Below are 25,505 nucleotides of genomic sequence, written 5' to 3' on the forward strand. Positions count from 1 at the left end.
GGCTGCCTCAATCAGCGGAAGGCCTCGCCATCAAGAGCGAGCAGTTCGCGCGCATGGCAGCGACACAGGACACGCGCAAGGCGCTCGATGCCTGGCTGGCCGCCCACGCGCCGCGGTAGGCGCAGCCCTTCGCGAGCGTGACGGCACGCAACCACCTCACCGTCATTCGCCTCGCGGGTCGGCAACCAGGGATTCACCATAAGATCGGTCATGGCGCGTCGGAGAGATGAATCCGCAACCCAATCCTGTCCATTGTGGCCTGACCGGCGCCGCATAGCGCGCCCAGGGAACCCAGGAAGACAGGTATTTTCGCAGTGTCCGATGTGACCGATGCAGCACGATGGGTGGGACCCTCGGCCGACCCGGCTGCGAGGCGGAACATCTGGCTTGTCTGCCTGATCGGGCTGACCGCGCTGTTCGTGCTCGGCAATCTCGTCAACTATGCCCGGCTCGATCTGAAATATGGCTGGGATCTTCACGTCAATTGCGCGGCGGTCGACGCGCATGCCGAGGGGCTCGATCCTTATTTCGTCAAGAATTTGAAGGGCACCACGCTCTCTTATCCCTACCTGCCCGTGACGTTGGATGTCTTCCGCCCGTTGTGCGCGGGTGGCTTTCTCGTCCGTCACTACATGGGCGCCTATCTCGTGCTCGCCATGCTCTGCGGGCTGCTCCTGCCCGGTCTCGGCCGAGCGCGCCCGGGCGCCCGCGATGTTGCGCTGAGGGTGCTGTGCGTGCTCGGCGCTTTCGTCGGTTTCGAATGGGTGCACGTGTCGGGGAATTTCGCGATCCTGAGCGGCGTGCTGACCACGATCGCGTTGATGCTCCTGCTTCGTGCGCCGGCCGCCGGCGCGTCGGAGGACCCAGGCTTTACCTTGAGCCTCGCTGGCGCTGCGCTGCTCGGCCTTGCGATGTCGTTCAAACTGGTGTTCGTCCCCGTGCTGGCTGCGCTCTATTTCCTGCCGCTGCCGCGTGGTCGCAAGCTGGCGCTGATCGCGGTGGCGGCGATCAGCTTCGCCTTGCCGGTCCTGATATCGCGGATGATGTACCCCGATCTGTTCGCAAGCTGGCTGCTTGCGATTGCGGGACAAATTCCCAATCAGCACGCCGTCGACCTAGTGGAGATCAATCCGTCGCTGCTGCTGCTGGCGCAGAGCCTGATGGATCATGCCGGCCTCGGCCACAACAAGCCGGCCTTGTTGGCGGCCTATGCGCTCGCCGCCTCCGCGCTCGTGCTCGTGCCGTTCGCCTGGTCCGTGCTGCGCGTGGCTGCGAGTCGCCCCGTGAGGGAAGGGGGATCACGTCTGTTGCGGCTGGATCGCTGGCTGATGGATCATCCCCATGCGGCCATGCGCATCACGGTGCTCGCCATGTTTGCGCTCTATCTCAGCTCGCCGCGGCTCAAGGAATATGCCTTCTTCGAGCTCGCGCTCTATGCTGCGATTCTCGTCGTCGACCTTCCGGCAAGGGCACTCGCCGCCGTTCTCACTGTCGGCCTCCTCATTCCCGCGCTGGTCTCGCTTGCAGGGACGACCCTCGAGGGCACCTTCATCCTCCTCATTATCGCGCTGATATGCTTCTGGATCCTGCTGCTGGATTTTCGCGCGGAGCCGACCCGCCTCGAGATGGAAGGCGCGCAATCATGACGAATGTCGCTGCGTCCGCGCAAGGTGGAGAACGACGGAGCTTTGCCGCCGATAGGCCGGGGAGCTACTGGATGACCCGCTTCATCCTGGTGCTGGCGGTGCTGGTCGCCACGCTCGTCGCCATCGATATGGGCATGGACGAGACGTTCGGCTGGGATGCGCGGGTGAACTGCGCCGCCGTCGATGCGCATTTCGCCGGGCTCGATCCCTATTTCGTCAAGAACCTGAAGGACACCAAGCTCTCCTATCCCTATCTTCCGGTGACCCTCGATGCCTTCCGGCCGCTCTGCGCCGGCGGCGTTCTCGTCGCTCACTACAAGCCGATCTATCTCATTCTTGGGGTGATCTGCGTGCTGATGCTGCCTGGTCTCGGCAAGACCCGCTCTGGCGCGGGGGATGTCGCGCTGCGGGGCCTGTTCGCATTTGGCGGCTTCCTCGGCTTCGAATGGATCGTCGCGACCGGGAATTTTGCGATCCTGAGTGGACTCTTGACGGCCGTATCGCTTGCGCTGTTGCTGCGTCCGGTGTCGTCCGGAGACGGCACGAGCCTTGCCCCGCAACTCGCCGGTGCCGCCGTACTCGGCCTCGTCATCTCGTTCAAGCTGGTATTCCTCCCGGTTCTCGCCGCGCTCTATTTCCTGCCGCAACCGAGAGCTCGCAAGCTCTTCCTGATCGGGGTGGCGCTCGCCACGTTCCTCCTGCCGATCCTGGCGTCGCTGCTGGTCTACCCGGACCTGTTCAAGAGCTGGCTGAGCGCGATCTTCGGCCAGATCCCCGGACAGCATTCGCCGGGGAACGAGGTCAACCCGTCGCTGCTCTTCATCTCGCTCACGCTCGCGGACCGCATTGGGCTCGGCGGCAGCAAGGCGCTCGTTGTCGCGCTTTATGGTCTGATCGCGGTCGCCCTCGTGCTCGCGCCGCTCGCGATCTCGGTGTGGCGCATGGTCGGACGGCCTTCTGGCAAGGCTTCGCCGCTTCGGGCGCTCGATGACTGGCTGGTCGACCATCCCGACGTCGCGATGCGTATCACCGTGCTCGCGATGTACGCGCTCTATCTCTGCGCGCCGAGGCTGAAGGAGTATGCCTTCTTCGAGGTGGCGCTCTACGCGGCCGTTCTCATCGTCGATTTGCCCGCGATGCTGATGGCAGCCGTGCTGACGATCGCGGTCGCCATCCCGACTCTGGCCTCGGTCTCGGGCGTGTTCATGAGCGGGTTCGGCCAGCTCACGATCGCGCTGGTCTGCTTCTGGCTCCTGCTGCCGCGTGGATCTTCAGGCCAATCGGCATCTTGGCGCAAGCTTCAAGAGGCCTGATCCTATCGGGCAGCAGCCTCGGGCCTGGTGTAGAGGCTGACATAGGCGCCGGTGTATTCCTCCTTCCAGCCCCTCTCGCTGACCAGGAAGTGCCGCAGCGGATCGTGTGCTTTGATCCAGAGCACCGCATCGATCTTGTATTTGCTGATCACCTTGTCCCAGGCGGTCTCGTCGATCTCCCACCGAACCAGCTTGAGATAGTCGTGCAACAACTCGTCGGGGTAGGCGGTCGCCGCGCGGCCGTCGACGAATACGGGCACTGATCCCTGCGTTCTGAAGATCAGCAGCCCGCCGACGTTCCAGTGATTCAGCAGATGCGCGTGCGAGCTGTGTACCTTGAGATAGCGGGCATCTTCGTCCGAGAGCATATCGGGCAGTGCCAGAGCGGGTCTCACTTGCATGAACGTGAACGGCAGCAACAGGATGCCAACGACACCCGCCGCCAGCATCGCGCGCCGCACCTCGAAGCTCGACAGGCGTTTCGGCAGCAGCCGGTCGATGTGAAGCGCCATCGGGATGCTCGAGAAGATGAAGAAGAACGCGGTGTACCTGAACTGATAGAGACCCAGAAACAGGAAGAGCCAGGCAAGCACGCGCGCCTCGAGGGGAACGCGCGTTGCGTTTCGGAATCGCAGCTCCAGCGCGACGAAGGTCAGCGCATAGGCGATGCCGGGAATGCTTCCCGGCATCTCCATGTTGTGGAAATAGGACCGCCATTCGCCGATATCGGCCTGGACGAAGTGTCCCAGGGTCGCCCGCACGCCGTCATAGACATGCCATCCCAGCGGATTGGCGAAGATCGCGACGACACATCCGGCGCCTGCGAAGCAGTAGTTTCGAAAGTGTGTCCAGTCCCGCCGCAGCAGGGCGGCGCCGCAGAAGACGCCGATGATGGGGAAGGCGAGCACGAAGCCGCCGTGCAGGTTGACCCAGAGGATCATCATCGGCGGCAACAGGAACCATCGCCGCCGCAGGCATTCCCCGTAGAAGACGACCGCAAAGAGCATGGTCGCGACATTCGGCGATGCCGCCAGATACATGTTGGGCGAGGCTTCGTAGCAGGGGTAGAGCAGGCACGCGGCGAAGACCGCGATGCAGACCGCGGGGGCCGATGCGCCGCTGCTCAGACCGCAGAAGGCGAGATATCCGGCAATGACCGCGCCGCAGGCGACCACCACGAGGACGATCCCGGCAAACCCGGCATGCTGATACAGCATGCTCGCCATCACGTCCCAGAGCCAGGACAGATTGTACCATCGCCTGTCTCCGAGCGTGAACGCCCATGGGTCCTGGAAGGGGATTTCACCCCGCTCCCTGATCAGGTCTCCGGCGGCGAGGTGCCAGCCCAGATCGTAATGGCCGAGCAGAAGCGGCCCGTTCGACAGATAAAACACGGTGAGGAAAGCGATCAGAAAGACGTAGACCTCGAGCCCCTGCAGGTGGCGCCCGGTCGCTGCCGGTGCTCCGCCAATCCCGGATCGGGACCAATTCTCGCGCGCGTCCATCGGAGCTCTCACCATCGCAGCGAGCCGCTCCAGGCCCTGCGTGTTCTGGGGCCGCATCGACCGGCGGCAGACGCTGTTTGCTTTAGGGGAAGACGATCTAAAGTGGGGTAAAGGCCGGTCGCGCCGCGCGGGGCCTGCACGCGGAAGGGGGCATTGGTAAACGAACGATTGCCAGCGCGGTGCGCCTCAGGGGGGCATCAGATCTCGTGGTGCGGGCAGCCGGGGTCGAACCGGCACAGCGCTTGCGCACCGAGGGATTTTAAGTCCCTTGCGTCTACCAATTCCGCCATGCCCGCTTGATCCAACGAGATCAAAGACTTAAGTCCATCCCGGCCGCCTGGAATTGGCGCGGTGCGTAGCCGGAGGGACGGTTCTTCCTTAAGCGAGCCGGGCGCATAAGGCAAAGCCTCAATCCGGACATCTGTTGCTGCTTTAGGCATTCTCAATCCACGGGGGCTATTCATCCGGCATGGCTGTTTCGTCTTGCTCTTCGCTGCGCGGCTTTGGCGCGCTCCTTGCGCTGCTTGCAGCTGGCGTCGCGCTGTCCGGCTGCGCCAGCATGAGCGAGACGATCGCACCGGCCTTTGCCGATCCCGCCAAATACGAATTGTACGACTGCAAGCAGCTGGAGGGTGAGCGCAAGCTGCTCGCCAAGCGCACCGACGATTTGCAGAAGCTGATGGAGAAGGCCGAAACCGGGGCGGGTGGCGCGGTCGTGTCCGAGCTCGCTTATCGCAACGACTATGTCGCGGTGCGCGGGCAGGCGCAATTGGCCGAGGACGCCTGGCGCCGCAACAAATGCCGGGAGACGCCGCCTGAGGCCACACCCCCTGCGGCATCGCCGGCGGCCACCGCCAAACCCGCATCGAAATCCGGGAAAGCGGCTCGTTGAGGCATCGCGCCGGCGGCGCTTCGCATCAAGGCCGCCAGCCGTAGATCCAGTCCTGCCGCGCCAACATGCGCTCCGGGCCGAGCGCGCGGATCGCAAGATCGCGTGCGAAGGCGAGCGGCCCGCCGAGATGATAGATGCGGCCCTGCTGCCGCGCGGTCCGCTGCACCCGCCGCACCCGCGTCTGGCGTGCACGGCCGTATTGCGTCAGCGCGGCGGCGATGCCGTTGGTGCTCTCGGCGGCCTCAAGGCTCAAATGCTGGGCGAGCACGGCGGCATCCTCGATCGCCATGCCGGCGCCTTGAGCTGCAAAAGGCAGCGTCGCATGCACGGCATCGCCGAGCAGCGCCACCGGACCTTTGCTCCAGGGGCAACCGTCGGGCACGCCGAACAGGGCCCATTTCCGCCAGCTATCCACCGCAGCGAGCATCATGCGCGCCGCCGGCGGCCAGCGCGGGGCGGCAAAGGCGTCCATCACCTCGAGCGGATCGCCTGGCGTGCTCCAGCCCGGCCGGTTCCAGGTGCCGGGCAGCACCGCGACCACGTTGATCTGGCGTCCGCCTGCGATCGGATAGGCGACCAGATGAGCGTTCGCCCCCATCCAGAGCTGCACCCGGCGCGCGGTATAGTCCTTCGGCAGCTGCGTGGCTTCGAGCGTGCCGCGCCAGGCGATCAACCCGGAGAAGCGCGGCTGCACCTCGGGAAACAGATGCTGGCGTACCGTCGACCAGATGCCGTCGGCGCCGATCAGCGCGCTGGCGAGATCGCTGCGGCGGATCGTGCCGCTGCGATGGACGACGGTCAGTCCCTTGGCGTGGGGCGCGACGTCCTCGAAGATTGCACCTAGCTTCAGGTCGATATCGGGATGATCGGCAACGGCGCCGGCCAGTGCCGATTGCAAGTCGGCACGGTGCACCACCCAGTATGGGGCGCCGGCTCGCGTGGAAGCCGCTTCACCGAGGGGCATGCGCAGCAGCTCGCCGCCGGCGCGCGCGCTCATGATCGAGACCGCCTCCGGGGTCACCGCGCGCAACTTGAGGCGTTCGGTCAGGCCGAGCTCGACCAGCACGCGGCTGGCATTGGGGGAGAGTTGCAGGCCGGCACCGACTTCCTCGAGGCGCTCGGCCTTTTCCAGCACGACGATGCGGAAGCCGCGGGCCGCGAGCGCCAGCGCGGCCGTCAGTCCACCGATACCGGCACCGGCGATGACAATCGTTCGGGAGAGCGCCACCCCTGACCGATGGAAGCGGTCAGGCCACCTTGTCCTTCAGCACGCATTCCGGCGGGCGGGCTTCGCCCGGCTTCAGGTCGGCCGCGAAGCGGTACAGCGTCGAGCAGTAGGGGCAGATGATCTCGTTGTCGTTGCCGAGGTCGAGGAACACGTGCGGATGATCGAACGGAGGATTGGCGCCCACGCACATGAACTCTTGCGAGCCGATCTCGATGACGGGGACACCGGCATCGTTATGGAAGTGCGGGACGACATGGTCGGACATCGTAACTCATCCTGGAGTGGCAATGGCGGCAGACACAATCAACGACTGACGCGGCTTCTTTAAGGCGCCGCGGACCATACTGGCGGGGGCAGATGATTGCTAGTCCAGCGGAACCGAAAGGTTCGCAATTGCCCCATGCTCATTTGCTCATGCAAATTCGACACAATCTTGCGGCCTGAGAGAAGCCCTTCTTTCGTCGGGGACGTTGTGTCGCAATTTTGGCATACTATCTCTTTGGACGCGTAATTTGGGACGAAAGACGAATTGTCGGCGCGAGCGATCCCAGGGCATCCGGACTTTTCCACATGAAGTGGCTGCGAATCAGTACGGCGTTGACGGGGCTTGCCGCGTTCAGCTTCATGCTCGCGCAGGTAGCACCGCATGCCCGTGAGGCCGGCGCGATCCTCGCCGCGCAGGACGATCCGGCCATGCTCTCCGAGCTCAAGCTCGATGCGCTGCTGCGGCAGAACGACCGTGTGGTTCTGGACAATATCGAGGCCGCTCTCGCCGCCGGCGACGCCGATCTCGCCGACAGTTTCGTGGCGCTGGCGCGTGACCGCAATATCGCGCTGCCGGACGATCTCCTGAGCCGCGTCAACGACGCGATCAAAGCCGAGAATTCCACCTCGCATTTCGCCAAACGGTTCGCCACCGGTCTCGTCACCGGCAACGCGGACGATGTCGCGAGCCTGTCGGGAACGGTGGCCGGCGATCTGTTCGTGATCGGCGACGTCAGGGACGTGGTGCGCGAGGGCAAGCATCTGGCCATGGGCGAGGACACCGACCGCCTCGTGCTCGGGCTTGCGGCCGCCGGCCTTGTGGTGACCGCGGCAACCTACGTGTCCGTCGGCGGTGCCGCGCCGGTGCGCGCCGGACTGACGCTGGTGAAGGATGCGCGGAAAGTCGGGCGGCTCGGCGAAGGGCTCGCCGCATGGGCCGGCCGGTCAGTGCGCGAGGTCGTCGACACGCCGGCGCTCCGGAATGCGGTGGTATCAGGCTCGGTGCTGCGGCCGGGCCAGACCGTGAGCGCGATCAAGGCCGCGTTCCGGGCTGAGAAGGCCGGCGCGCTGGTCCGGCTCGGCAAGGACGTCACGCGCGTCGCCGAGAAGACTGGCACGCGCGGCGCGATGGATACGCTGCGGATCGCCGAAGGCCCGAAGGACGTCGCGCGCGCGGCGCGGCTGGCGGAAGCGCAGGGCGGCAAGACCCGCGCGATCATGAAGCTGCTCGGCCGCGGCGCGCTGCTGCTGATCGGCGGCGCGTTCGATCTGGCGCTCTGGCTGCTCGGTGCGGCACTGACGCTGTTCGGCCTTCTCTCTTCCATCAAGGCGACGACCGAGCGCCTCACCCAGGCCTGGTGCGATCGCCGACGCGCGCGGCGGCTCCGCCGCGCGCAGATCGCAGCCGAAGCCGCGCTGGAAAGTGCGGCTCTCAAGGCCTAAAGCGCGACCAAATTGGGGTAAATCGTCGGCGCACTCCGGGTTATTGTTTGAGCATGATCTCCGCGCAACCGCGGTCCGCGTTTGTCGCGAGGAAAAACCGCTGCACACTTTTCCGGATCATGCTCTAAGATCAAGCTTTTCCCCTCGAAACCTCCGGAACTGATGATGCCGAGCTTCCACAACGGCGCCGTTGAAATTGCCTATCTCGACGAAGGCGAGGGCGATCCGATCATCCTGGTGCACGGTTTTGCCTCCAGCAAGAACGTGAACTGGGTCTATCCGACCTGGGTTTCGGAGCTGCGCAAGAACGGCCGCCGCGTGATTGCGCTCGACAATCGCGGCCACGGCGAAAGCGCGAAGCTCTACGAGCCCGCCCAATACTCGATCCCGACCATGGCCGGCGACGTGCTCGCGTTGATGGATCATCTCGCCATTCCGCAGGCCGACATCATGGGCTATTCGATGGGCGGCCGGATGACGGCGTGGCTCTCCCTCAACGAGCCGCAGCGCTTGCGCTCGGCGATCCTCGGCGGCATCGGCATCGGCGGCCTGATCGAGGGCACCGGACCCGGCGAGAACGTCGCGAAGGCGCTGGAAGCGCCCGCGCTCGAGGACGTCACCGATCCCGTCGGCCGCACGTTTCGTGCTTTTGCCGATCAGACGCGCTCCGACCGTCGTGCGCTCGCCGCCTGCCTGCGCGGCACGCGCGACCTCATGACCAGGGACGAGGCTGCGCGGATCGACGTGCCCGTGCTGATCGCGGTCGGCAGCGCCGACGACGTCGCAGGTTCCGCCAGCGCGCTCGGCGCGATCATCCCTGGTTCGGAAGTGCTCGATATTCCCAATCGCGACCACATGCGTGCGGTCGGCGACAAGGTCTACAAGACCGGCGTGCTCGACTTCCTGTCACGTCGCGGCTGAGCAATGTCGTCTGAAGCGATGAGGTTGTTGCCCAGCTATCCTGAAATGTCCCATCACGAGGGACGGAGCCGACCCGTGGGATTTTTTCTGAGACTTATGCTCGCAACCGCTTTCGTGAACCTTGCTCCTGCTTCAGCCGTCGCCCAGGCGCCGAAGAAAGCCGTTGCTTCTCCTGCCTTGCAGAAGGAATTCGATGGCTTCATCGAGAAGTTTCGCGCGGCGCTGAGGACAAACGATTCCGCCGCCGTCGCCGGTATGACACGATTGCCGTTCATGAACGACAGCGCAATTCGCGAGGCCGCGCAATTTCGTGCCAAGACCTATCCGACCTCGTTCACGGCGAAAAATCGCGCGTGTATCCAGCGCGGCAAGGCCGTCTACGATCGTGATCAAGAGAACAATGACAATTACCTCGTCTTCTGCGGCGAGCTCATCTTCGTCTTTACAAAGACGCCGGCAGGGTTCCTTTTTACAGACGTCGGCGCGAATGACTGATCAGGCAACAATGCTATCTGAGCCAAACCGAGCTTCGCCATCGGGGTCCACAAGCAGACGTGCAAGCGGGCCGCTTGAGAGCGCCTCGAGTCCGCCAGGGGCTGTTATCGGACTCAAGTTCTTGCCGACGCGGATAGGCTGTTGAACACCAAAGTCTGGTGTTCCTTTTCGATGAAAGCGATCGCTGCTCGGACGAACCAAGCGCGATGACCCTTCATCCCAATCTCATCGCGCTTTAATGTCATCACCAAAACGGCGCGCCACCGCCATCAGCACCACGAATGTGGCAACCCACACCATCCGCGCGCCATAGCGGTCGTGCGGGCCGGAGATCACGCCGCAGATGAAGGCGTTGCCGAGCAAGGCCAGCGTCACCGTCGCCGCCAGTAGTGTCAGATCGTCCAGCCGGCGTTTCGCCAGCGCATCTGCGAGCAGCAGAACCAGCGCCAGCATCGAGGCCAGCGCGACGGGGACATGCAGCCAGTTGACGTAGTCGAAGTTGATGTCCCAGTGCTGCTGCCGCGCCGCCCGCATCGGCGCGACCTGCGCGGGGATGTAGCGCTCGATGATGCCGTAGGTGTGCGGGATCCAGCCATTGGTGCCTTCGCCGGTCGCCACATGCAGCAATTGCTGTCCCATCGCGCGCAACGCCGCGCCGGCCTGCCAGGCCGGATAGTCCGCAAGCGAATGCACGACGATGTAGCCCATCTCGTCGTTGAGCCCATCGAACCGGCCGAGCGTGTTGAACATGCTCTTGCCCCACAGGAATTCGTCGGCAGTCGCCGGCAGCTCGTTGCGATAGGGGCACAGCTTGTAACGTTCGCGCGGGCAACGGTCGTTGAGATACTGTGCAACGATGCCGTCCTGCATCATGCGGCCGAAGGCGACGCCATAACCGCCGGGCGTCCAGGCCCATTGGCCCGACAGTGCGTGGTTCGTCGACACCAGCATCAGGCCGCCCGCAACGATCGAGAGGCTCGCTTGCGCCAATCCGGCAGGCGGCAGCTGTTTGCCCACGAATGGCCGCACCATCCAACCGGCGCCGCACAGCCCGAGCAGCACGCCGAGCGTGGCGCTGTGGGTCGCCGCGGCAAAGGCGGTGAAGACGAACAGCGAGATCTTTTCGCGCGTTGATGTCCTGCCGGCGCCGACGGCCAACAGGAACAGCGACAGCACTGAGAGCCCGGCAAAGATGTCGGTGAGCAGCATGCTCGCAAGCCAGGGCAGCGCGGTCGACAGGATCAGGCCGAGGCTGATCGCGACGAAGCGGAAGGTCTGCATCAATCCGAGGACACGAAGTGTGAGCTGCAGCAGCCACAGCGTCGCCAGCGACTGGACGGCGAGATTGATCCAGAAGCCAAAACTCTCGCCATAATGCAGATAGAGCCCGAACACCGTGGAGCGGCTGGGGACGAGATAGCCCTCGTACCAGCGCGCCAGATAGCCGCCGGTATCCCATTGCAACAGCGGATAGCCGTTCCAGAACGCCGGCGCGATCATCAGGAGGGGCAGGGCCACCGCCGCCAGCCGCAGCCAAAACGAGCCCGCGGCGCGCGCGCGCAATTGTTCGGTGGTGATGCTCAAATCTGCTCCCGCCCCGTTCGGACATGACCGCAATAACGGTTGGGAGTGAATTCACCAATAGTTTGACGCCGCCCCGCTTGAATTTGGCGAAACTCTGACCACTTTGAGCCGACCTTGCGCTTCGGGGCGTCGGAAGAAACTGTTGTGTTTCAAAGCCTTGGCATGCCCCGCGGGGCAAGGTGCTGTTCACTCTCAGGCAAGCCCGTCAGGATTTTGTTGCCTAGACTGTGCTATACAGCCCGCAAAAGAAGCCAATTCGAGAGAGCAAATCCCATGGCAGTGCATCAGGTCAATCCGGGAGGAAAGCTCGCATCGCTCGATCCGATCTGGGACCGGATCCGGAGCGAAGCGGAGGACATTGTTCGCCGCGAGCCCGAGCTTGCAACCTTCATCTATTCGGCGGTGCTGCACCACGGCCGCCTGGAAGATTCGGTGGTCCACCGCGTCGCCGACCGGCTCGATCACTCCGCACTGTCGGGCGACCTTGTGCGCCAGGCCTATGCTGAGGCGCTGCGCGACGATCCCGATCTCGGCAACGCCTTCCGGGCCGATCTCGTTGCCGTCTACGACCGCGATCCCGCGACCTCGCGCTTCATCGATCCCTTGCTCTACTTCAAGGGCTTTCACGCCATCCAGACCCATCGCCTCGCGCACTGGCTCTATCTTAAGGGCCGCAAGGATTTCGCGTACTACCTTCAGAGCCGATCATCGGCGGTGTTCCAGACCGACATCAATCCCGCCGCGCGCATCGGCCGCGGCATCTTCCTCGACCACGCCACCGGTTTCGTCTGCGGTGAGACGGCTGTCATCGAGGACGACGTCTCGATCCTGCACGGCGTCACGCTCGGCGGCACCGGCAAGGAGAACGAGGACCGTCATCCGAAGATCCGCCATGGCGTGCTGATCGGCGCCGGCGCGAAGATCCTCGGCAATATCGAGATCGGCCATTGCGCCCGCATCGCCGCCGGCTCGGTCGTGGTCAAGCCGGTGCCACACAACGTCACGGTTGCAGGCGTGCCCGCCAAGATCGTCGGCGAAGCCGGCTGCGCCGAGCCGTCGCGCACGATGGATCAGATGATCAACGCCATGGGACTTTGATCTCAGTTCGACCGGAACGGGACCGGATTTTCCGGCCCTTTCCGTCGCAAATTTCTTTGACAATTCATGCTGGCGGTTCGCCGCGTCTCGTCGTAAACCCCGCCAACCAGATTTTCGATTGGAGACTTGCCGTGGACGTCAAGGAAGTGAGAAAGCTCGACGCGTATCTGAAGCGCGTATTCGGCAATCCCAAGATTCGCGTCGTGCCGCGGCCGAAAAAGGACGATTCCGCCGAAGTCTATATCGGCGAGGAGTTCATCGGCGTGCTCTTCGTCGACGACGAGGATGACGATCGCTCGTTCCAGTTCCAGATGGCGATCCTCGAGGACGATCTCGTCGATCAGGAGTAGCGGTTACACGGAAACTTCGGCTTCGTGCCCCGGACGCAGCGCAGCGCCTCTTCGGCGATGCGCTGCAGAGCCGGGGCCCATGCAGCAGCGTGGTGCATGGCCTTCTGGATCCCGGCTCTGCGCAGCAGCGTAAGAACGCTGCAGCGCGTCCGGGACACGCGAGCTGCCAATGCAGCGCCCCCACATGCCGTGATTGCTTCGCTTCCGCCGCCGCTCTTCGACCTATGGCAGACAAGTCGCTCGCAACGACGGGCATCAGCTTTGCGGCTGCATAACTCTATCTCTTCGTAAGAACGCGCAGCCGCGCCGTTGCATCGGCAACGATGACGCCGCCCGCATCGACGAGCTCGGCCTGCACGACCATGTCACGATCCGTCCGTTCGACGACGCGCGTGCGGGCCGTGATCGGCCCGACCGCCGCAGGTTTCAGAAAGCGCGTATCGAGGCTCCTGGTGACCACGGTCAGGTCTGGCGGGAGCGCAGCCAGCGCGGCAATTCCGGTCGCGGAGTCCAGCATCGCCGCGAGAAATCCGCCCTGGATCGTCCCATGCCTGTTGGTGAAGCCGCTTTGAGCCTGGAAGCGGATTAGGGCGATCTGGCCGGTCTCGTCAAAGCCAAGCCATTCCCGCCCCAGCAACTGGGCACCGGGTGGGAGATGTGTCGCGGCATCGTTCAAGTCGGTCGCCCCCATGGTGACACCATACTCCCGTTTTGCCCGACGGATCAAATTCGCCTTCGAAAAATACGAAGGATGACAGGCGCTTGGCTACTGTGCATGGGGTTGTTTTCGAAGTTTTTGTTCTGGAAGGCCTCCGCCCAGGCGGAGCCGCCGCACTCAGCCCTTCGGCCCGCGCAGTTGCGCGGTCAGCTTCTCCATCGCCTCCGCCACGTCACGCCATTGCGACAGCCAGCTGCGTGGAAAGCGGAAGGTGAGGTCGGCGCCGCCGACGCGGCGCTCTGAGAGGCACATGCCCGGGGTCGCCGCATCGCGGGTGCAGCGCGCCGTCAGCGCAGGGCTCGCAGCGGAATAGAGGTCCTCGCTGCCATAAGGCGTGTCGGTGCGGAACATCCGCATCGTCAGGCCGTCCACAGCCGTCGCCGCGGCCTGATCGAGATAGCGCGGATAGATCGTGGCTGTTCGCTGCTCGGGCGAGAGCGCCTCGTGATGGGCCGCGATCGACAGGAAGATGCGGTCGATCGATTGCACCGCCGCCTCCGCCGTGTCGGCGGTGACATGCTTGGGCGCGCCGGGCGGCTCCAGCGAGGGATAGAGGAAGTCGAGATCGATGCGTTCCTGCGGCCCCGAGTGCCGCTGGATCTTCATGCGGATCGCGGTCACCGGCAGGTTGAACAGCGTGCCGCCGACGCTCACCGGCAGCTTGTCCGGGGCGTTCGCGCCCCGGCTGCCCCAGGTCGGCCACAACAGATAGGCGACGAGCGCCACCGCGCATGCCGCCGCACTGCCCCCGAGCACGATCGGGACGACATGTGCCCGGGTGCGTGCACGGGGGGACCTAAGGGGAGCTGCCGAGAACACCGTCATGAATTGCGCAAGTCGAGCCGGAGGTCGGCCGATGGCCGACGAATCAGCGGCGAATATGCCACGCGCCCGCGATTTCGCGGAGCGTTCCCGGCTGCGGGAAGCGGGGACGGCTCTGCGCGGACCGGCCGGTCGCGTTAACCTTCCCTTAAGGATAATGTAGCGTTAACCGGCACTTTTTGTCACAGGAGGGCACCTCGCGTTGCGTAAGGGCGGACCGTTCCGATGACACCTGAAGCTCTCAATACCTTCTTCTCGATCTGCATCGGTTTTGCGCTCGCGGGCGCGCTCGTGAACGGATACCAGGCGCTCGCGCAGCGGCCCGCCGGCTTCGGCCTGTTGCAGGACGGCGTGGCACCGAAAACTTTCGCGGCGGTTCCGTTCCTGGTGTTCGCCGCGCCCTTCATCATCATGCGCAACACGCTGCGCGGCATGCGGGTGGAAAGCCGCCGCGTCGAATTCGTGATGATGGCGACCCTCATCGCCGGGTTCTGGAGCATGATGAGCGGCACCTTCTTTCTGATGACGTTGCGCGCCGCCGGCCTCCTGGTCTGATGTCCGCGCCTTGAGCGCGGCCGGCCCTTTGCCTCCAGGCTGCTGTTTCGCTATGCCAGTCGCCAACGCGACAGGAGACCTCCATGGCGATCTACGAGCTCGACGGGCAGGCGCCCGACCTTCCCGCCGACGGCAATTATTTCATCGCCGAAACCGCCACCGTGATCGGTCGCGTGCGCCTGAAGCCGGGCGCGAGCGTCTGGTTCGGCGCGGTGCTGCGCGGCGACAATGAGTGGATCGAGGTCGGCGAGGGCGCCAACGTGCAGGACGGCTCGACCTGCCACACCGATCTCGGCTTTCCGCTTATCATCGGCAGGAACTGCACGGTCGGCCACAACGTCATCCTGCACGGCTGCACCATCGAGGAGGGCGCGCTGATCGGCATGGGCTCGATTGTGATGAACGGGGCCAGAATCGGCCGCAAAAGCATCGTCGGCGCCGGCTCCGTCATCACCGAGGGCAAGGAGTTCCCCGAGCGCTCGCTGATCATCGGCTCGCCCGCGCGCGTGATCCGTACCCTCGACGACGCCCAGGTGCAGAAGATGGGGAGTGCAGCCAGGTTCTACATGGCCAACGGTCCGCGCTTCAAGCAAGGCTTGAAGCGGATCGGCTGAGAAAGCACCGGCGCGGCCCGCCTTGGGGCGGCATGCAGTACCGTAGTAATACCGGCGGGTGCTTTAATCCTCCGCTAGCGCGATCACGCTTTATTTTCGAGCGCTTTCAACCAGGAGGAGTGGCGCCATGGATGCGACGGCGCTCGGATCCGGCTTTGGTGCCGGAACCAGATTGTTGAAGAAATTTGTAAGGTTCGCGCGCGGCGCAGACACGCTCACCGTCGCGGAAAAGGTTTACAGCATCGCCGGCTTCCTGGCGATCGTCACCACCTTCCTGCTCGTGATGTCGATCCAGTCGGTGCGCTTGCAAACGACCTATCGTCACATGCATGCGTCCTCTGCCGCGGCGGCGATCAACGTCGGACGCATCAATGCGCTGATCTATGCGATCGTCATGGAGTCGCGCGGCATCTACATGACGGCAGATCGCGGCAGGATGAAGCAGTTCGCGGACGCCCTCCTGCGGCGCAACCATGAGCTTACCGAGGCCGTGAAGAACATGGAGAGGAATGTTCGCGACGACGACGCCGAACTGTTCTCGGCCTTCCGGCAGCGGATCGTGCAATTCATCGACTTCCGGCAGGAGCTCGTGCGGCGCGGAGTGGAGATCAGCTCGGCCGCCGCGCGTGAATGGGGCGACAACGACGCCAACCGAACGATGCGCAGCAAGCTCAACAGCGATATCGAGGCGCTCGAGCGCATTTACCAGCAGCGTGCCCGCGAGGCGGACGAACTCGCCAACGAGAACCGCTATGCGGCTGCCTATCTGTTCGCGCTCGGACTTGCAGCCTTGATGCTTGCGGCGCTCAACGTCGTGGTCATGCGCAGCTCGATCGTCGGTGCCCTGTCCGAGATCACGCAGGCGACCGACCGGATCGCGCAAGGCGACGTGAAGAGCGAGGTGCCGCATCTGCGCCGTCACGACGAGATCGGGCATCTTGCGCGCGCGGTGCAGAATTTCCGCGACGCCGTGGCACGCATCTTCGAGCTCGAGGAGCTCGAGCTTGGCACCGCGCAGGCGCGCGATGCGGCGATGACCGAGCGCGACAAGTTCAACGACAAGTACCAGGCCAAGAAGTGGCAGCTTTCCGCCGCGATTACCAGCATGCCGCAAGGCCTGATCATGCTCGACAGTAAGGCCAACGTGGTTGCGATGAACGGCAACTACCGGAAGATCTATAGTCTGCCCGATACGATTCAGGCCGGATCGACTCTCGAGGAAATCCTCCAGCACCGGGTTAGTAGCGGCCTGTTCAGCGGCGACGTCGCAAAATATGTCGGAGCCGTTCTCGACCGGATCGCCAAGCGTCAGCCGACGGCCTATGAGATCGCCTTGAACGACGGCCGCATCATCAAGATCTACGAGCGCCCGATGGACGGCGGCGGCTGGGTTTCGGTGCAGGAGGATGTCACCGAACAGCGTCAGCGTGAGCGCATTCTCGAACGGATGGAGCGCTTCCTCGCCACCATCATCGAGAACGTGGCCGAAGGCATCATCGCCAAGGATGCGCGCAATTTGCGCTACGTCTTCGTCAACAAGGCCGCCGAGAAGATGATCGGCATGTCGCGCGGCGAGCTCATCGGCAAGACCGCGCGGGAATTATTTTCCGCAGAGACAGCCGAACTGATCGAACGGCGCGACCAGCAGCTCCTCGCCCAGAAGCAGCAGCTCGAGCCAATCATCGATACCGTCGATAATCCTACGCGCGGCCGCCGCGTGATCTCGGCTCGCCGGCTTCAGATCGGCGGCGCCGGCGAGGAGTCCCACATGTTCGTGACGATGGTGGAGGATCGTACCGAGAGCGTGGTGGCGGCGGCCTAGCGGTCGGTGCGCGCCACGAAGCGGTGCCTCAGCGTCCCTCGGATTCGCGTGCTTCGATCGCGCCTGCCATCTTCTCGTGGCCTGCGGCCCAAAGCGCATGCTCGTCGCTGCCGTCGAGGTAAGGATTGGCCTCGGCCGGAATGTTTTCGCGCGCGGCGCGTTCGCCCTCTGCAAAGGGATCGCGATCGGTCATCGTGATTTGCTCCCTCGGTCTCAAGCTGATGTGACGACATTTGTTCCGGAACTGGTCTTTACCGAGGCGGTTGACCGGCAAAAGGAGCATTTCCAATGTCCGCAACCGGCTCAATCAAGATCACGATCATGATCCTCGCACTCGCGGCGATGCCGGCCGTCTCATTCGCGCAAACGACCGGCGGCTCTGCCGGATCGAGCGGAGGCTCGGTGGGAACGACTGGCGGTTCGGTGGGATCGACCGGAGGTGTTCGCAATTCGCCGGCACCGCCGCCCGGGACCAACAGCCTGGGTACGGCTCAATCATCCGGCCCGGGATCCGGAGTCACCACCGGCTCCGGCGCAGGTGGGGAGACTGATGCCACCGTAAACACCGAGAACCGGCAGCTCGACCGGAAGATGAAGAGCATCTGCCGCGGCTGCTGACACTCGCGCGGAAGTGAGACAGCGTGGCTGTCACGAATTCCCAACTGACGTTAGCTTGGTCCTGCTTTGAAGCGTGGAGCGTGTCCACGCGGAGGATCGGGTAATGTTACGCAAGATGATCACGACGGCGCTGACTGTGGCGGCGGTCGGGCTGTCGGCGCCGCAAGTGGCGGAGGCGCGCGGCGGTTTCGGACATGGTGGAGGCTTCCATAGTGGTGCTTTCCATGGCGGGGGCGGCTGGGGGTACCGGCATTGGCATGGCGGCGGCTTCTGGCCAGGGTTCGCGATCGGGGCGGGTTTCGTTGGTGCCGGCTACTACGGGAGCTATTACGGCTACGGCTACCCGTACTACGGTGATCCCTACTATTATGGTACCGGCTACGACGATGGTTATGGTGGCTGCTATGTCGCGCGGAAGCGTGTCATGACGCCGTCGGGATGGCGATACCGTCGGGTCGACGTCTGCGAATGAGGCGGAATACCTGTTAAAAAACAAGGCCGTTGACGCAGTATACCGTCAACGACCTTGCCAGCCCCGGATATTGAAATCGGCTCACGCCATCCGGTGACGGCGAGCATCGCGCGGAATCATACGCGCGAATGTGATCCAGTTCACAAGTGGCGAAAATAAAGTTCCCGCGCCGTGATCAGCTTATCCGCGCGAGCGCTTGCGTGCGCTGGCGTGGACGCGGTACCGAGCCGGTTTCCTGCGGGTAACCGACGGCGTTTCAACCTCGGTCGCCCGTGCACTGGCAAAGGACTGCCGCAGGCCGTCGATGGATTCGTTCAGGCTTGCGACCTGCTCGGACAGGCGCTTGGTGTCGGCCTGTTGCGCCGCCATCAGCCGCTTCATCGTCTGGAGCTGGTCCTGCACCATCTGAAGCTGGTCGATCGATTCCTGCTGGGTCGCTTCGAGCCCCTTGGTCTTCTCGACGAGCTGCTCGGATGCCTGGGCCGCGCGGGCCTGGAGCTGCCGCGATGCCACAACCCGGTCGGTCTCGGGGGCGGCGCCCGTATAGGCACGCCAGACCGCGATTGAAGTCACCCCCGCGATCAGGAGCAGGAGGGCAGCAGCGGTCAGCGCGATGGGCTGGGCGCCAAGGCGAAGGAGGGGGTTGGACGGTGTGTCCTGGGCGAGATCGATCATCGCTGACAAAACCCAAATGGAAACTTGGTGAGTGGCGAAGACCGGCAACTCAGAGGGGTCACCGGGGCGTCCCGAAAACGTTACGTTTCGGCAAGGAATGGGACCAAAAAGAGGCTGACAGCCAAAAAACCAGTGATCAGCAGGCCTTGGCGGCTCCGAGAGCCCCCTTAAGGCCGGGCTATCGCATATGACTGATGGCGGCGGCCGGCGCGCACGCCTCGTCCTTCGAGACGGCGCTTACGTGCCTTCTCAGGATGAGGCTAATCGGCGTCATTGCTCGTTGAAACTGCTGCCGCGCACTCCGTCCTCATCCTGAAGAGCCCGCCAAAAGCGGACGTCTCGAAGGACAGCCGCAGGGAAAAGCGCTCAAATGCGATAGCCCTGAAAATCCCATAAGGGGGCAGGATCAAGGCTGAAACTGCGAAAAGGGACCGGAATAGCTCTTCGCGCGCGGTGCCGCGTAGGGGCCGAGGCGGGACGTCTTCAGTCCCAGCCGCACCAGTGATTCCGCCAGCGTCACCGCAGCAGCGACGCCGTCGACGACAGGCAGGCTGTGCGTTTCGGCGAGCTCGCTGGCGAGATCGGCCATGCCGGCGCAGCCGAGCACGATCGCCTCCGCGCGGTCGTCACGGATGGCGGCGGTGATTTCCGCCGAGATTTTTCCGAGCGCCTCAGTGTTGCGCTCCTCGAGTGCGAGCACCGGCACTTCGGCAGCGCGGACGCGGGCGCAGCGCTCGGCGAGTCCGTATTTCCGCAAATTATGCTCGATCGGCACGAGGGAGACGCCGAGCGTCGTCACCACGGCAAAACGCGCGGCGATCAGGCTCGCCATGTGGAAACCGGCTTCACCAATGCCGATCACGGGTGCCTTCGCCACCGCGCGCGCCGCGTCGAGGCCGGTGTCGTCGAAGCAGGCGATGATGTGTGCATCCGCACCATTTCGGTCAGCCTCGCGGACGCAGCCGAGCATGCCGGGAACGGCGAAAGCCTCGTCGTAAAACCCCTCGATCGAGACTGGGCCCATCGTCGGCTGACGCGCGTCGATCACCGTGCCGGGCAGGGCAACGCTGCGCGCCGCAGTGGCGATCTTTGCCGTCATCGACGCGGTGGTGTTGGGATTGACGACGTGCAGTCGCATCAGATCAGACGAGTCCCTTGCCGGCGTCCGAGCCCTTGGCCGCCTGCCGCTTGTTGAGCATGTGGATGGTGCCGAGCGCAAGCGTGATCACCGCGAACGAGACCGCCGAGATCACGGTGCCGAGCGCATAGATGTCCGGGTTGGTCACGGTGGTGGTGAGGCCCTGCAGATCCAGCGGCAATGTATTGACCGCGCCGATCGCCTGGCTGGAGCGCGCGAGCTCGTCCCAGGACAGCGTGAAGCCGAACAGGCCGATGCCGATCACCGAGGGCAGGATGATCGGCAGCACGGCGTGACGGAAGGTCTGCCACGGCGTCGCCCCCAGATCGCGCGCGGCTTCCTCGAGGCGCGGGTCGAAGCGGTTGAAGATCGCAAACATGATGAGCAGGCCGAACGGCAGCGTCCAGGTCAGGTGCGCGCCAAGCCCGGAGGTGAGCAGGCCCATCGAGGTCTCGAAATTCTCGTTCCAATGCGCCTTGATCAGATCGTCGATGATGCGGAATTCGAGCGAGATGCCGAGCGAGGTGATGATCGAGGGCACGATGAGACTCGCAATCGCCGAATAGAACAGGATGCTCTGTGCCCTAAATTTTCTGCGGAAAGCCATGCCGGCGGCGACCGACAGCACGACGGTGACGATCATCACGATGACGCCGAGCAGCAGCGAGCGGCGGAAGGCCGCGCCGAGATCGACGATGCCGGTGCCCTGGAACAGTTTAGCGATCCAGAAGGTCGATACGCCGTTCATCGGGAAGGTGAGGCCGCCTTGTGGCCCCTGGAACGACAGCACGTAAATCGCAATCATCGGCCCGTAGAGAAACAGCACATAGGCCGCGAAGAAGATCGCGAGCACGTAGAAAGAGCGCGGGCGTCCTTCCTTCATGCTCAGAGCTCCTTCTTGATGTCGACGATGCGCGACATCATGGTGATGATCAGGAAGGTGATCGCGAGCAGGATCACGGCGTTGGCCGCGGCGGCGGGAAATTGCAACGCGTTCACTCGCGTCTCGATGATCTTGCCGGCCGCCGCAATCTGCTGGCCGCCCATCACGCCGATGGTGATGAAGTCGCCCATCACGATGGTGATGACGAAGATCGAGCCGATCACGATGCCGGGCTTGGCCAGCGGAATAATGACGTTGACGAGTGTCTGGAAGCCGGTGGCGCCGGCATCATAGGCGGCCTCGATCAGCGACTTGTCGATGCGCACCATCGAATTGAAGATCGGCACCACCATGAAGAAGGTGAAGAGGTGCACCAGCGCCAGCACCACGGAGAATTCGGAGAACAGGAGCCATTCCAAGGGATGGTTGATCAGTCCCGCCTTCATCAGGCCGGAGTTCACGAGGCCGTTGCGCCCGAGCAACGGGATCCAGGCGATCATTCGGATCACGTTGGAGGTCCAGAACGGGATCGTGCAGAGCAGCGACAATCCCATCTGCCAGGTCTTGGACTTGACGTGAAAGGCGAGGAAATAGGCGCCCCAGAAGCCGATGAAGAGGGTGATGGCCCAGACCATGAAGCACAGCTTCAGAGTCTTCAGATAGGTCTTGCCGATCGTGCAGAGATCGGGAAGCTGCGCGATGCAGCCCTCGAACGTGTCGGTGTAGCCGCGGCCCGAGAAGGCCGGCAGCAACTGGTATTCGTTGTAGTCCCAGAAGGACACGATGACGACGAACACCAGCGGGATCAGGAAGAAGGCGAGAAACACCAGCATCATCGGCCCGGCCTGGAGCCAGGAGATGAAGGACGGTGACAGGCGCGCCGCCTTGCTGCGGCGCGCCGTCTCCGATCCCCGGACGATGTCCGGGGATGCCTGATGCAGGATGTCCTCAGAGGTGTCCATCACGTCACGCCGCGATGAACTCGTTCCACTTGCGAACCATGTAGTCGTTCTCGTCCATCACCGCGTTCCAGCAGGCGACGCCGCCCATGCGGTCCTCATAGGAGCCACCGTCGCGCACCGCGCCGGCCTTCTCCAGCAGCGAGCCGTCGGGCGCCTTGATGTCCTTCTCGGCCGGCTTGCCTTCCATCCAGTAGGCCCACTCGTAGGGCTCCATGTGCGCCTTCGCGGTGGAGAGCACCGCGGAGTAATAGCCCTGACGGTTGAGATAGGCGCCGGCATAGCCGGACAGGAACCAGTTGACGAACTCGTAGGCCCAGTCGAGCTTCGCACCCGAAACGCCCTTGGACACGCAGAAGCCGGAAGCCCAGGAGCGGTAGCCCTCCTTCAGCGGCTGGAAGGTGCAGGGGATGCCCATCGAGCGCACCTTGGTCACCGCCGGCGACCACATTGACTGAATCACGGTCTCGCCCGAAGCCATCAGGTTTACGCTCTCGTTGAAGTCTTTCCAGAACGCCCGGAACTGGCCGGCTTTCTTGGCCTCGGTCATCACCTTCATGGTGAGATCGATCTCCTCCTTGGTCATGTTGCCCTTGTCGGCATATTTGTATTTGCCGGTGGCTTCCACGACCATCGCGGCATCCATGATGCCGATCGAGGGGATGTTGAGGATCGAGGCCTTGCCCTTGAATTCGGGATTGAGCAGCTCGGACCAGGAGCTGATCGGCCGCTTGATCAGGTCGGGGCGGATGCCGAGCGTGTCGGCGTTGTAGACGGTCGGGATCAGCGTCACGAATTCGGTCGCCGACGTCGCGAACTTCTTAGAGTCCTTGCCTTCCAGATAGAGCACCTTCCAGGGTGCCGTGCCCTGGCCGCCGATCTTCTTGCCGCCGGGTGTCTCGCCCTTGGTGAAGACGGGTGTGATGTTGTCGAACTCTTTGATCTTCTTGGCGTCGAGCGCGAGGATGTTGCCCGACGGCACCAGCTTCTTCAGCGAGAAATATTCGGTGTCCAGCACGTCGAAGGAGTTCGGCTGGGTCATCACGCGCTTGGTGACGTCGTCGGTGGTCGCAGTGATGTATTCGATCTTGATGCCGGTGTCCTTCAGGCACTGCTTGGAGATGTCGTCGCCCTCGTTCACGGCGGTGCCGAGATAGCGCAGCACCTTTGCGTCAGCCGACTTCACGTAGGGAAAGCCGGTGATCGCGCCGGAGCCGGCGGCAAGGCCCGCGAGACCCGCGGTGCCCTTGAGTAGCGTGCGGCGGCTGACGCCGGTCGTCCTGGTGGTCTCGCTCATGTCAGTCACTCCTCTGTTGCGCATTCCAGTGATCGATTGGCGCTATTGCAGGCGTTGCGCCTTGGCGGGATCCCAGGTGGCCAGCACGCGATCGCCCGGGCGGAACGGGTGGACGTCGAAGGCGGCTTCGGGAACATGGGAGAACAGGGCGGTGCCGTCGTCGAGCGTGAGCGAGACAGCGATGTAGGAGCCCTGATATTCGGTCTGGGTCAGCAGCGCCGGCGCGCCGAATGCGCCGTCGGCGAACGGCACTATGCCGAGCTGATCGGCGCGCACCGCGATGAGATTGCCGGCATCGCTGAGGACGTTGTGGCCGCCGATGAAGCGCGCCACGAATTCGGTGCGGGGATGGTGGAAGATCTCGCGCGCAGTGCCCTGCTGCTCGATGCGGCCGAGGTTCATCACCACGATGTGGTCGGCGAGCGCCATCGCCTCTTCCTGGCCGTGGGTGACCTGGATGAAGCTGATGCCGAGCTCGCGCTGCAGCCGCTTCAATTCGCCCCGCATCTTCACCCGCAGGAACGGATCGAGCGCGGAGAGCGGCTCGTCGAGCAGCAGGATCTGCGGCTCGGTGATCAGCGCGCGAGCGAGGGCGACGCGCTGCTGCTGGCCGCCGGAGAGCTGCGCAGGCAGGCGTCCGGCATAGGGGCTCATGGCGACCAGCTCGAGCAGCTCGCCGGCGCGCCTGTGCCGCATCGGCTTGTCGATGCCGCGCATCTTCAGTGCAAAGGCGACGTTGTCGATCACGCTGAGATGCGGAAACAGGGCGTAGGACTGGAACATCATCGCGGTGCCGCGCTCGGCCGGCGGCAGATCGGTGACGTTCTGCGCGCCCAGGATGATGTCGCCCTCGCTGACCGCCTCGTGGCCCGCGATCATGCGCAGGGTCGAGGTTTTGCCGCAGCCGGAAGGGCCGAGCAGGCAGCAATAGGTGCCGGCCGGGATCTTCAGGTTGACGTTATCGACCGCCAGCGTGGTGTCGTAGCGCTTGGTGACGGCGACCAGTTCGAGAGCGGCGGGAGTGGCCATGGCGTGTCCGAGGAGGGGCGATGCGTCCCGCCTCTCTCCGCAAGGTCCGTGCCAACAGCCCGCGGCGGTGCGAATTTCCAAAACTGTGCAGCGGAGTCAGATCGTTAGGTCGATTCCGGCCCCCGTTGGCTGCCTGCCGCCCGTGCAGTCATCTGCACACAAAACGGGCGAAGATTGTATAAAGTTTCGCCTGTGATTGGATACAGCTCGTCGACTAACATCCAAGGCCGAACGTCTGTCGATCGAGCCCTCGCCCCCATGGCCGCCAAGACCCGTCAAAAATCCGATGCGCCAGATGCGAGCGATCGCGTCAGCCGTATCCGGGAGGGCGTGACCGCGGCGATCCTGGAGCATCGCCTGCTGCCGGGCACCAAGCTCGGCGAGGACGAGATCGGCGAGATCTACGGCGCGAGCCGTACGCTGGTGCGCACCGCGCTGCAGCAGCTCGCGCATGAGGGTATCGTCAACATCGAGAAGAACCGCGGCGCCTTCGTCGCGCGGCCGACGCCCGCCGATGCCCGCGAGGTGTTCGAGGCACGCCGCCTGATCGAACCCACAATCGTGGACCACGCGATCGACGCGGTTTCGCCGACATGGCTCGATCGCCTCGGCCAACATCTTGCCGAGGAGCGCGAAGCGGAATTGCGCGGCGACGCGCGCGCCTCGGTGCGGCTCTCCGGCGAGTTTCATCGTCTCGTCGCCGAGATGAGCGGTCACAGCATCTATCTCGGCTTCCTGAAGGAGCTGATCGCGCGCTCCTCACTCATCATCCTGCTCTACCGCCGCCACGACACGCCGGCCTGCGGCACCGATCATCACGCGGGAATCGTCGCCGCGATCCGCGAGCGCGACAAGGCGCGCGCGGGGTCCTTGATGCTGTCGCACCTGAACGAGATCGAGGCGGAGCTGTTCCTGAAGGATCCCGCTGCCGACGAGCTGCGGCTGGCGGACGTGCTCGGCGCCTGACCAAGGGGCGCGGTCGCGCCGGCTACGCCGATCAGCGGCTGAGTTCACTTTCGGCGGCGAGCTGCCCGTCAGGCGTGATCTCGTATTCGCCGTCGTGCTTGGTCATCCATCCTGACCTGACCATCTCTCGTGCAAGCTGTATCGAGCAGATCGGATGATTGCCTCCCGGGTGATAGAGCCTGTCATTGCGGACGAGCA

The 25,505-nt window shown here is 64.0% G+C and carries 27 protein-coding genes and 1 tRNA gene; 14 read left to right on the forward strand and 14 right to left on the reverse strand.

Going from position 1 to position 25,505, the window contains the following annotated elements; translation table 11 throughout:
• Positions 1 to 314 precede the first annotated feature (314 nt).
• Both P6U29_RS17095 and P6U29_RS17100 read left to right on the forward strand, forming a co-directional pair.
• Entirely contained in the window at positions 315 to 1,646 is a 1,332-nt protein-coding gene (locus P6U29_RS17095) for a hypothetical protein (RefSeq protein ID WP_407118651.1), read from the forward strand.
• Between the two features lie 71 nt (positions 1,647 to 1,717).
• On the forward strand, positions 1,718 to 2,959 hold the full coding sequence (locus tag P6U29_RS17100; protein ID WP_407118652.1) for a hypothetical protein: 1,242 nt from the start codon (positions 1,718 to 1,720) through the stop codon (positions 2,957 to 2,959).
• 2 nt (positions 2,960 to 2,961) lie between these two features.
• On the opposite strand, the gene P6U29_RS17105 is transcribed toward P6U29_RS17100, so the two are convergent.
• Together P6U29_RS17105 and P6U29_RS17110 are read right to left on the reverse strand one after the other, a co-directional pair.
• Complete coding sequence (locus P6U29_RS17105) at positions 2,962 to 4,521, reverse strand: hypothetical protein (RefSeq protein ID WP_407118653.1); 1,560 nt, start codon at positions 4,519 to 4,521, stop codon at positions 2,962 to 2,964.
• A gap of 150 nt (positions 4,522 to 4,671) precedes the next feature.
• Positions 4,672 to 4,760 (reverse strand) — tRNA-Leu (locus P6U29_RS17110).
• Positions 4,761 to 4,933: 173 nt separating this feature from the next.
• Here P6U29_RS17110 and P6U29_RS17115 point away from each other — a divergent pair.
• The gene (locus P6U29_RS17115; protein WP_407118654.1) at positions 4,934 to 5,356 is read left to right on the forward strand and encodes a twin-arginine translocation pathway signal; all 423 of its coding nucleotides are present in this window, start codon (positions 4,934 to 4,936) and stop codon (positions 5,354 to 5,356) included.
• A 25-nt stretch (positions 5,357 to 5,381) separates the two neighbouring features.
• Here P6U29_RS17115 and P6U29_RS17120 read toward each other — a convergent pair whose 3' ends face one another.
• Both P6U29_RS17120 and P6U29_RS17125 read right to left on the reverse strand, forming a co-directional pair.
• The gene (locus P6U29_RS17120; RefSeq protein ID WP_407118655.1) at positions 5,382 to 6,584 is read right to left on the reverse strand and encodes an FAD-dependent monooxygenase; all 1,203 of its coding nucleotides are present in this window, start codon (positions 6,582 to 6,584) and stop codon (positions 5,382 to 5,384) included.
• 19 nt (positions 6,585 to 6,603) lie between these two features.
• On the reverse strand, positions 6,604 to 6,849 hold the full coding sequence (locus tag P6U29_RS17125) for a zinc-finger domain-containing protein (protein WP_008562814.1): 246 nt from the start codon (positions 6,847 to 6,849) through the stop codon (positions 6,604 to 6,606).
• 305 nt (positions 6,850 to 7,154) lie between these two features.
• On the opposite strand from P6U29_RS17125, the gene P6U29_RS17130 reads away from it, so the two are divergent.
• The 3 genes from P6U29_RS17130 (at position 7,155) to P6U29_RS17140 (ending at position 9,707) form a co-directional block, all read left to right on the forward strand.
• Complete coding sequence (locus P6U29_RS17130; RefSeq protein WP_407118656.1) at positions 7,155 to 8,291, forward strand: hypothetical protein; 1,137 nt, start codon at positions 7,155 to 7,157, stop codon at positions 8,289 to 8,291.
• Between the two features lie 165 nt (positions 8,292 to 8,456).
• Positions 8,457 to 9,212, forward strand: a complete 756-nt coding sequence (locus P6U29_RS17135) for an alpha/beta fold hydrolase (protein WP_407118657.1) — start codon at positions 8,457 to 8,459, stop codon at positions 9,210 to 9,212.
• 3 nt (positions 9,213 to 9,215) lie between these two features.
• Complete coding sequence (locus P6U29_RS17140) at positions 9,216 to 9,707, forward strand: hypothetical protein (RefSeq protein ID WP_407118658.1); 492 nt, start codon at positions 9,216 to 9,218, stop codon at positions 9,705 to 9,707.
• A gap of 225 nt (positions 9,708 to 9,932) precedes the next feature.
• Here P6U29_RS17140 and P6U29_RS17145 read toward each other — a convergent pair whose 3' ends face one another.
• Positions 9,933 to 11,291 carry a hypothetical protein gene (locus P6U29_RS17145; RefSeq protein WP_407118659.1) on the reverse strand — a complete coding sequence of 453 codons (1,359 nt, stop codon included), beginning with the start codon at positions 11,289 to 11,291 and terminating at the stop codon, positions 9,933 to 9,935.
• 273 nt (positions 11,292 to 11,564) lie between these two features.
• Between P6U29_RS17145 and cysE the strand changes: the two genes are divergently transcribed.
• Together cysE and P6U29_RS17155 are read left to right on the forward strand one after the other, a co-directional pair.
• On the forward strand, positions 11,565 to 12,389 hold the full coding sequence (cysE, locus tag P6U29_RS17150; protein ID WP_407118660.1) for a serine O-acetyltransferase: 825 nt from the start codon (positions 11,565 to 11,567) through the stop codon (positions 12,387 to 12,389).
• A gap of 131 nt (positions 12,390 to 12,520) precedes the next feature.
• Entirely contained in the window at positions 12,521 to 12,739 is a 219-nt protein-coding gene (locus P6U29_RS17155; RefSeq protein ID WP_007602550.1) for a DUF3126 family protein, read from the forward strand.
• 277 nt (positions 12,740 to 13,016) lie between these two features.
• On the opposite strand, the gene P6U29_RS17160 is transcribed toward P6U29_RS17155, so the two are convergent.
• Together P6U29_RS17160 and P6U29_RS17165 are read right to left on the reverse strand one after the other, a co-directional pair.
• Entirely contained in the window at positions 13,017 to 13,430 is a 414-nt protein-coding gene (locus tag P6U29_RS17160) for a PaaI family thioesterase (RefSeq protein ID WP_407118661.1), read from the reverse strand.
• A gap of 144 nt (positions 13,431 to 13,574) precedes the next feature.
• A complete protein-coding gene (locus tag P6U29_RS17165) occupies positions 13,575 to 14,282 on the reverse strand; it encodes a hypothetical protein (RefSeq protein ID WP_407118662.1) in 708 nt (235 codons plus the stop codon).
• Positions 14,283 to 14,504: 222 nt separating this feature from the next.
• Here P6U29_RS17165 and P6U29_RS17170 point away from each other — a divergent pair, with 222 nt between their 5' ends.
• The 3 genes from P6U29_RS17170 to P6U29_RS17180 all read left to right on the forward strand — a co-directional run bounded on the left by P6U29_RS17170 (position 14,505) and on the right by P6U29_RS17180 (position 17,270).
• Positions 14,505 to 14,834, forward strand: a complete 330-nt coding sequence (locus tag P6U29_RS17170) for a DUF6949 family protein (protein ID WP_027576733.1) — start codon at positions 14,505 to 14,507, stop codon at positions 14,832 to 14,834.
• A gap of 83 nt (positions 14,835 to 14,917) precedes the next feature.
• Positions 14,918 to 15,448, forward strand: a complete 531-nt coding sequence (locus P6U29_RS17175) for a gamma carbonic anhydrase family protein (RefSeq protein ID WP_407118663.1) — start codon at positions 14,918 to 14,920, stop codon at positions 15,446 to 15,448.
• 127 nt (positions 15,449 to 15,575) lie between these two features.
• A complete protein-coding gene (locus tag P6U29_RS17180; protein ID WP_407118664.1) occupies positions 15,576 to 17,270 on the forward strand; it encodes a PAS-domain containing protein in 1,695 nt (564 codons plus the stop codon).
• 28 nt (positions 17,271 to 17,298) lie between these two features.
• On the opposite strand, the gene P6U29_RS17185 is transcribed toward P6U29_RS17180, so the two are convergent.
• Positions 17,299 to 17,463: a hypothetical protein gene (locus tag P6U29_RS17185; RefSeq protein ID WP_407118665.1), complete on the reverse strand. Its 165-nt coding sequence runs from the start codon at positions 17,461 to 17,463 to the stop codon at positions 17,299 to 17,301.
• A 95-nt stretch (positions 17,464 to 17,558) separates the two neighbouring features.
• Here P6U29_RS17185 and P6U29_RS17190 point away from each other — a divergent pair, with 95 nt between their 5' ends.
• Together P6U29_RS17190 and P6U29_RS17195 are read left to right on the forward strand one after the other, a co-directional pair.
• Positions 17,559 to 17,888 (forward strand): hypothetical protein, encoded by a 330-nt coding sequence (locus tag P6U29_RS17190; protein WP_407118666.1) that lies wholly within the window; start codon positions 17,559 to 17,561, stop codon positions 17,886 to 17,888.
• Between the two features lie 103 nt (positions 17,889 to 17,991).
• A complete protein-coding gene (locus P6U29_RS17195; protein ID WP_407118667.1) occupies positions 17,992 to 18,360 on the forward strand; it encodes a hypothetical protein in 369 nt (122 codons plus the stop codon).
• A 180-nt stretch (positions 18,361 to 18,540) separates the two neighbouring features.
• Here the strand turns inward: P6U29_RS17195 and P6U29_RS17200 are convergent, their stop codons facing one another.
• The 6 genes from P6U29_RS17200 to P6U29_RS17225 all read right to left on the reverse strand — a co-directional run bounded on the left by P6U29_RS17200 (position 18,541) and on the right by P6U29_RS17225 (position 24,341).
• Complete coding sequence (locus tag P6U29_RS17200) at positions 18,541 to 19,035, reverse strand: hypothetical protein (RefSeq protein ID WP_407118668.1); 495 nt, start codon at positions 19,033 to 19,035, stop codon at positions 18,541 to 18,543.
• Between the two features lie 406 nt (positions 19,036 to 19,441).
• A complete protein-coding gene (locus P6U29_RS17205) occupies positions 19,442 to 20,173 on the reverse strand; it encodes an aspartate/glutamate racemase family protein (RefSeq protein ID WP_407118669.1) in 732 nt (243 codons plus the stop codon).
• 4 nt (positions 20,174 to 20,177) lie between these two features.
• On the reverse strand, positions 20,178 to 21,056 hold the full coding sequence (locus P6U29_RS17210; RefSeq protein WP_407118670.1) for an ABC transporter permease: 879 nt from the start codon (positions 21,054 to 21,056) through the stop codon (positions 20,178 to 20,180).
• Between the two features lie 2 nt (positions 21,057 to 21,058).
• Positions 21,059 to 22,018, reverse strand: coding sequence for an ABC transporter permease (locus P6U29_RS17215; RefSeq protein ID WP_407118671.1), 960 nt, complete (start codon positions 22,016 to 22,018; stop codon positions 21,059 to 21,061).
• Between the two features lie 4 nt (positions 22,019 to 22,022).
• A complete protein-coding gene (locus P6U29_RS17220; RefSeq protein WP_407118672.1) occupies positions 22,023 to 23,312 on the reverse strand; it encodes a PotD/PotF family extracellular solute-binding protein in 1,290 nt (429 codons plus the stop codon).
• 42 nt (positions 23,313 to 23,354) lie between these two features.
• Positions 23,355 to 24,341: an ABC transporter ATP-binding protein gene (locus P6U29_RS17225; RefSeq protein ID WP_407118673.1), complete on the reverse strand. Its 987-nt coding sequence runs from the start codon at positions 24,339 to 24,341 to the stop codon at positions 23,355 to 23,357.
• Positions 24,342 to 24,599: 258 nt separating this feature from the next.
• Here P6U29_RS17225 and P6U29_RS17230 point away from each other — a divergent pair, with 258 nt between their 5' ends.
• Positions 24,600 to 25,307, forward strand: coding sequence for a GntR family transcriptional regulator (locus P6U29_RS17230; RefSeq protein ID WP_407118674.1), 708 nt, complete (start codon positions 24,600 to 24,602; stop codon positions 25,305 to 25,307).
• Positions 25,308 to 25,505: the final 198 nt, after the last annotated feature.

This window comes from Bradyrhizobium sp. LMG 9283 (assembly GCF_045571415.1).
In the GTDB taxonomy this organism is placed as follows: Bacteria; Pseudomonadota; Alphaproteobacteria; order Rhizobiales; family Xanthobacteraceae; genus Bradyrhizobium.

Bases quoted from the DNA above. Each gene is read 5' to 3' on its own strand.
- P6U29_RS17100 (WP_407118652.1), top strand. From the start codon at position 1,718: ATGACCCGCTTCATCCTGGTGCTGGCGGTGCTGGTCGCCACGCTCGTC.
- P6U29_RS17105 (WP_407118653.1), bottom strand. From the start codon at position 4,521: ATGCGGCCCCAGAACACGCAGGGCCTGGAGCGGCTCGCTGCGATGGTG.
- P6U29_RS17115 (WP_407118654.1), top strand. From the start codon at position 4,934: ATGGCTGTTTCGTCTTGCTCTTCGCTGCGCGGCTTTGGCGCGCTCCTT.
- P6U29_RS17125 (WP_008562814.1), bottom strand. From the start codon at position 6,849: ATGTCCGACCATGTCGTCCCGCACTTCCATAACGATGCCGGTGTCCCC.
- P6U29_RS17130 (WP_407118656.1), top strand. From the start codon at position 7,155: ATGAAGTGGCTGCGAATCAGTACGGCGTTGACGGGGCTTGCCGCGTTC.
- P6U29_RS17135 (WP_407118657.1), top strand. From the start codon at position 8,457: ATGCCGAGCTTCCACAACGGCGCCGTTGAAATTGCCTATCTCGACGAA.
- P6U29_RS17140 (WP_407118658.1), top strand. From the start codon at position 9,216: ATGTCGTCTGAAGCGATGAGGTTGTTGCCCAGCTATCCTGAAATGTCC.
- cysE (WP_407118660.1), top strand. From the start codon at position 11,565: ATGGCAGTGCATCAGGTCAATCCGGGAGGAAAGCTCGCATCGCTCGAT.
- P6U29_RS17160 (WP_407118661.1), bottom strand. From the start codon at position 13,430: ATGGGGGCGACCGACTTGAACGATGCCGCGACACATCTCCCACCCGGT.
- P6U29_RS17165 (WP_407118662.1), bottom strand. From the start codon at position 14,282: ATGACGGTGTTCTCGGCAGCTCCCCTTAGGTCCCCCCGTGCACGCACC.
- P6U29_RS17170 (WP_027576733.1), top strand. From the start codon at position 14,505: ATGACACCTGAAGCTCTCAATACCTTCTTCTCGATCTGCATCGGTTTT.
- P6U29_RS17175 (WP_407118663.1), top strand. From the start codon at position 14,918: ATGGCGATCTACGAGCTCGACGGGCAGGCGCCCGACCTTCCCGCCGAC.
- P6U29_RS17180 (WP_407118664.1), top strand. From the start codon at position 15,576: ATGGATGCGACGGCGCTCGGATCCGGCTTTGGTGCCGGAACCAGATTG.
- P6U29_RS17185 (WP_407118665.1), bottom strand. From the start codon at position 17,463: ATGACCGATCGCGATCCCTTTGCAGAGGGCGAACGCGCCGCGCGCGAA.
- P6U29_RS17190 (WP_407118666.1), top strand. From the start codon at position 17,559: ATGTCCGCAACCGGCTCAATCAAGATCACGATCATGATCCTCGCACTC.
- P6U29_RS17195 (WP_407118667.1), top strand. From the start codon at position 17,992: ATGTTACGCAAGATGATCACGACGGCGCTGACTGTGGCGGCGGTCGGG.
- P6U29_RS17200 (WP_407118668.1), bottom strand. From the start codon at position 19,035: ATGATCGATCTCGCCCAGGACACACCGTCCAACCCCCTCCTTCGCCTT.
- P6U29_RS17205 (WP_407118669.1), bottom strand. From the start codon at position 20,173: ATGCGACTGCACGTCGTCAATCCCAACACCACCGCGTCGATGACGGCA.
- P6U29_RS17210 (WP_407118670.1), bottom strand. From the start codon at position 21,056: ATGAAGGAAGGACGCCCGCGCTCTTTCTACGTGCTCGCGATCTTCTTC.
- P6U29_RS17215 (WP_407118671.1), bottom strand. From the start codon at position 22,018: ATGGACACCTCTGAGGACATCCTGCATCAGGCATCCCCGGACATCGTC.
- P6U29_RS17220 (WP_407118672.1), bottom strand. From the start codon at position 23,312: ATGAGCGAGACCACCAGGACGACCGGCGTCAGCCGCCGCACGCTACTC.
- P6U29_RS17225 (WP_407118673.1), bottom strand. From the start codon at position 24,341: ATGGCCACTCCCGCCGCTCTCGAACTGGTCGCCGTCACCAAGCGCTAC.
- P6U29_RS17230 (WP_407118674.1), top strand. From the start codon at position 24,600: ATGGCCGCCAAGACCCGTCAAAAATCCGATGCGCCAGATGCGAGCGAT.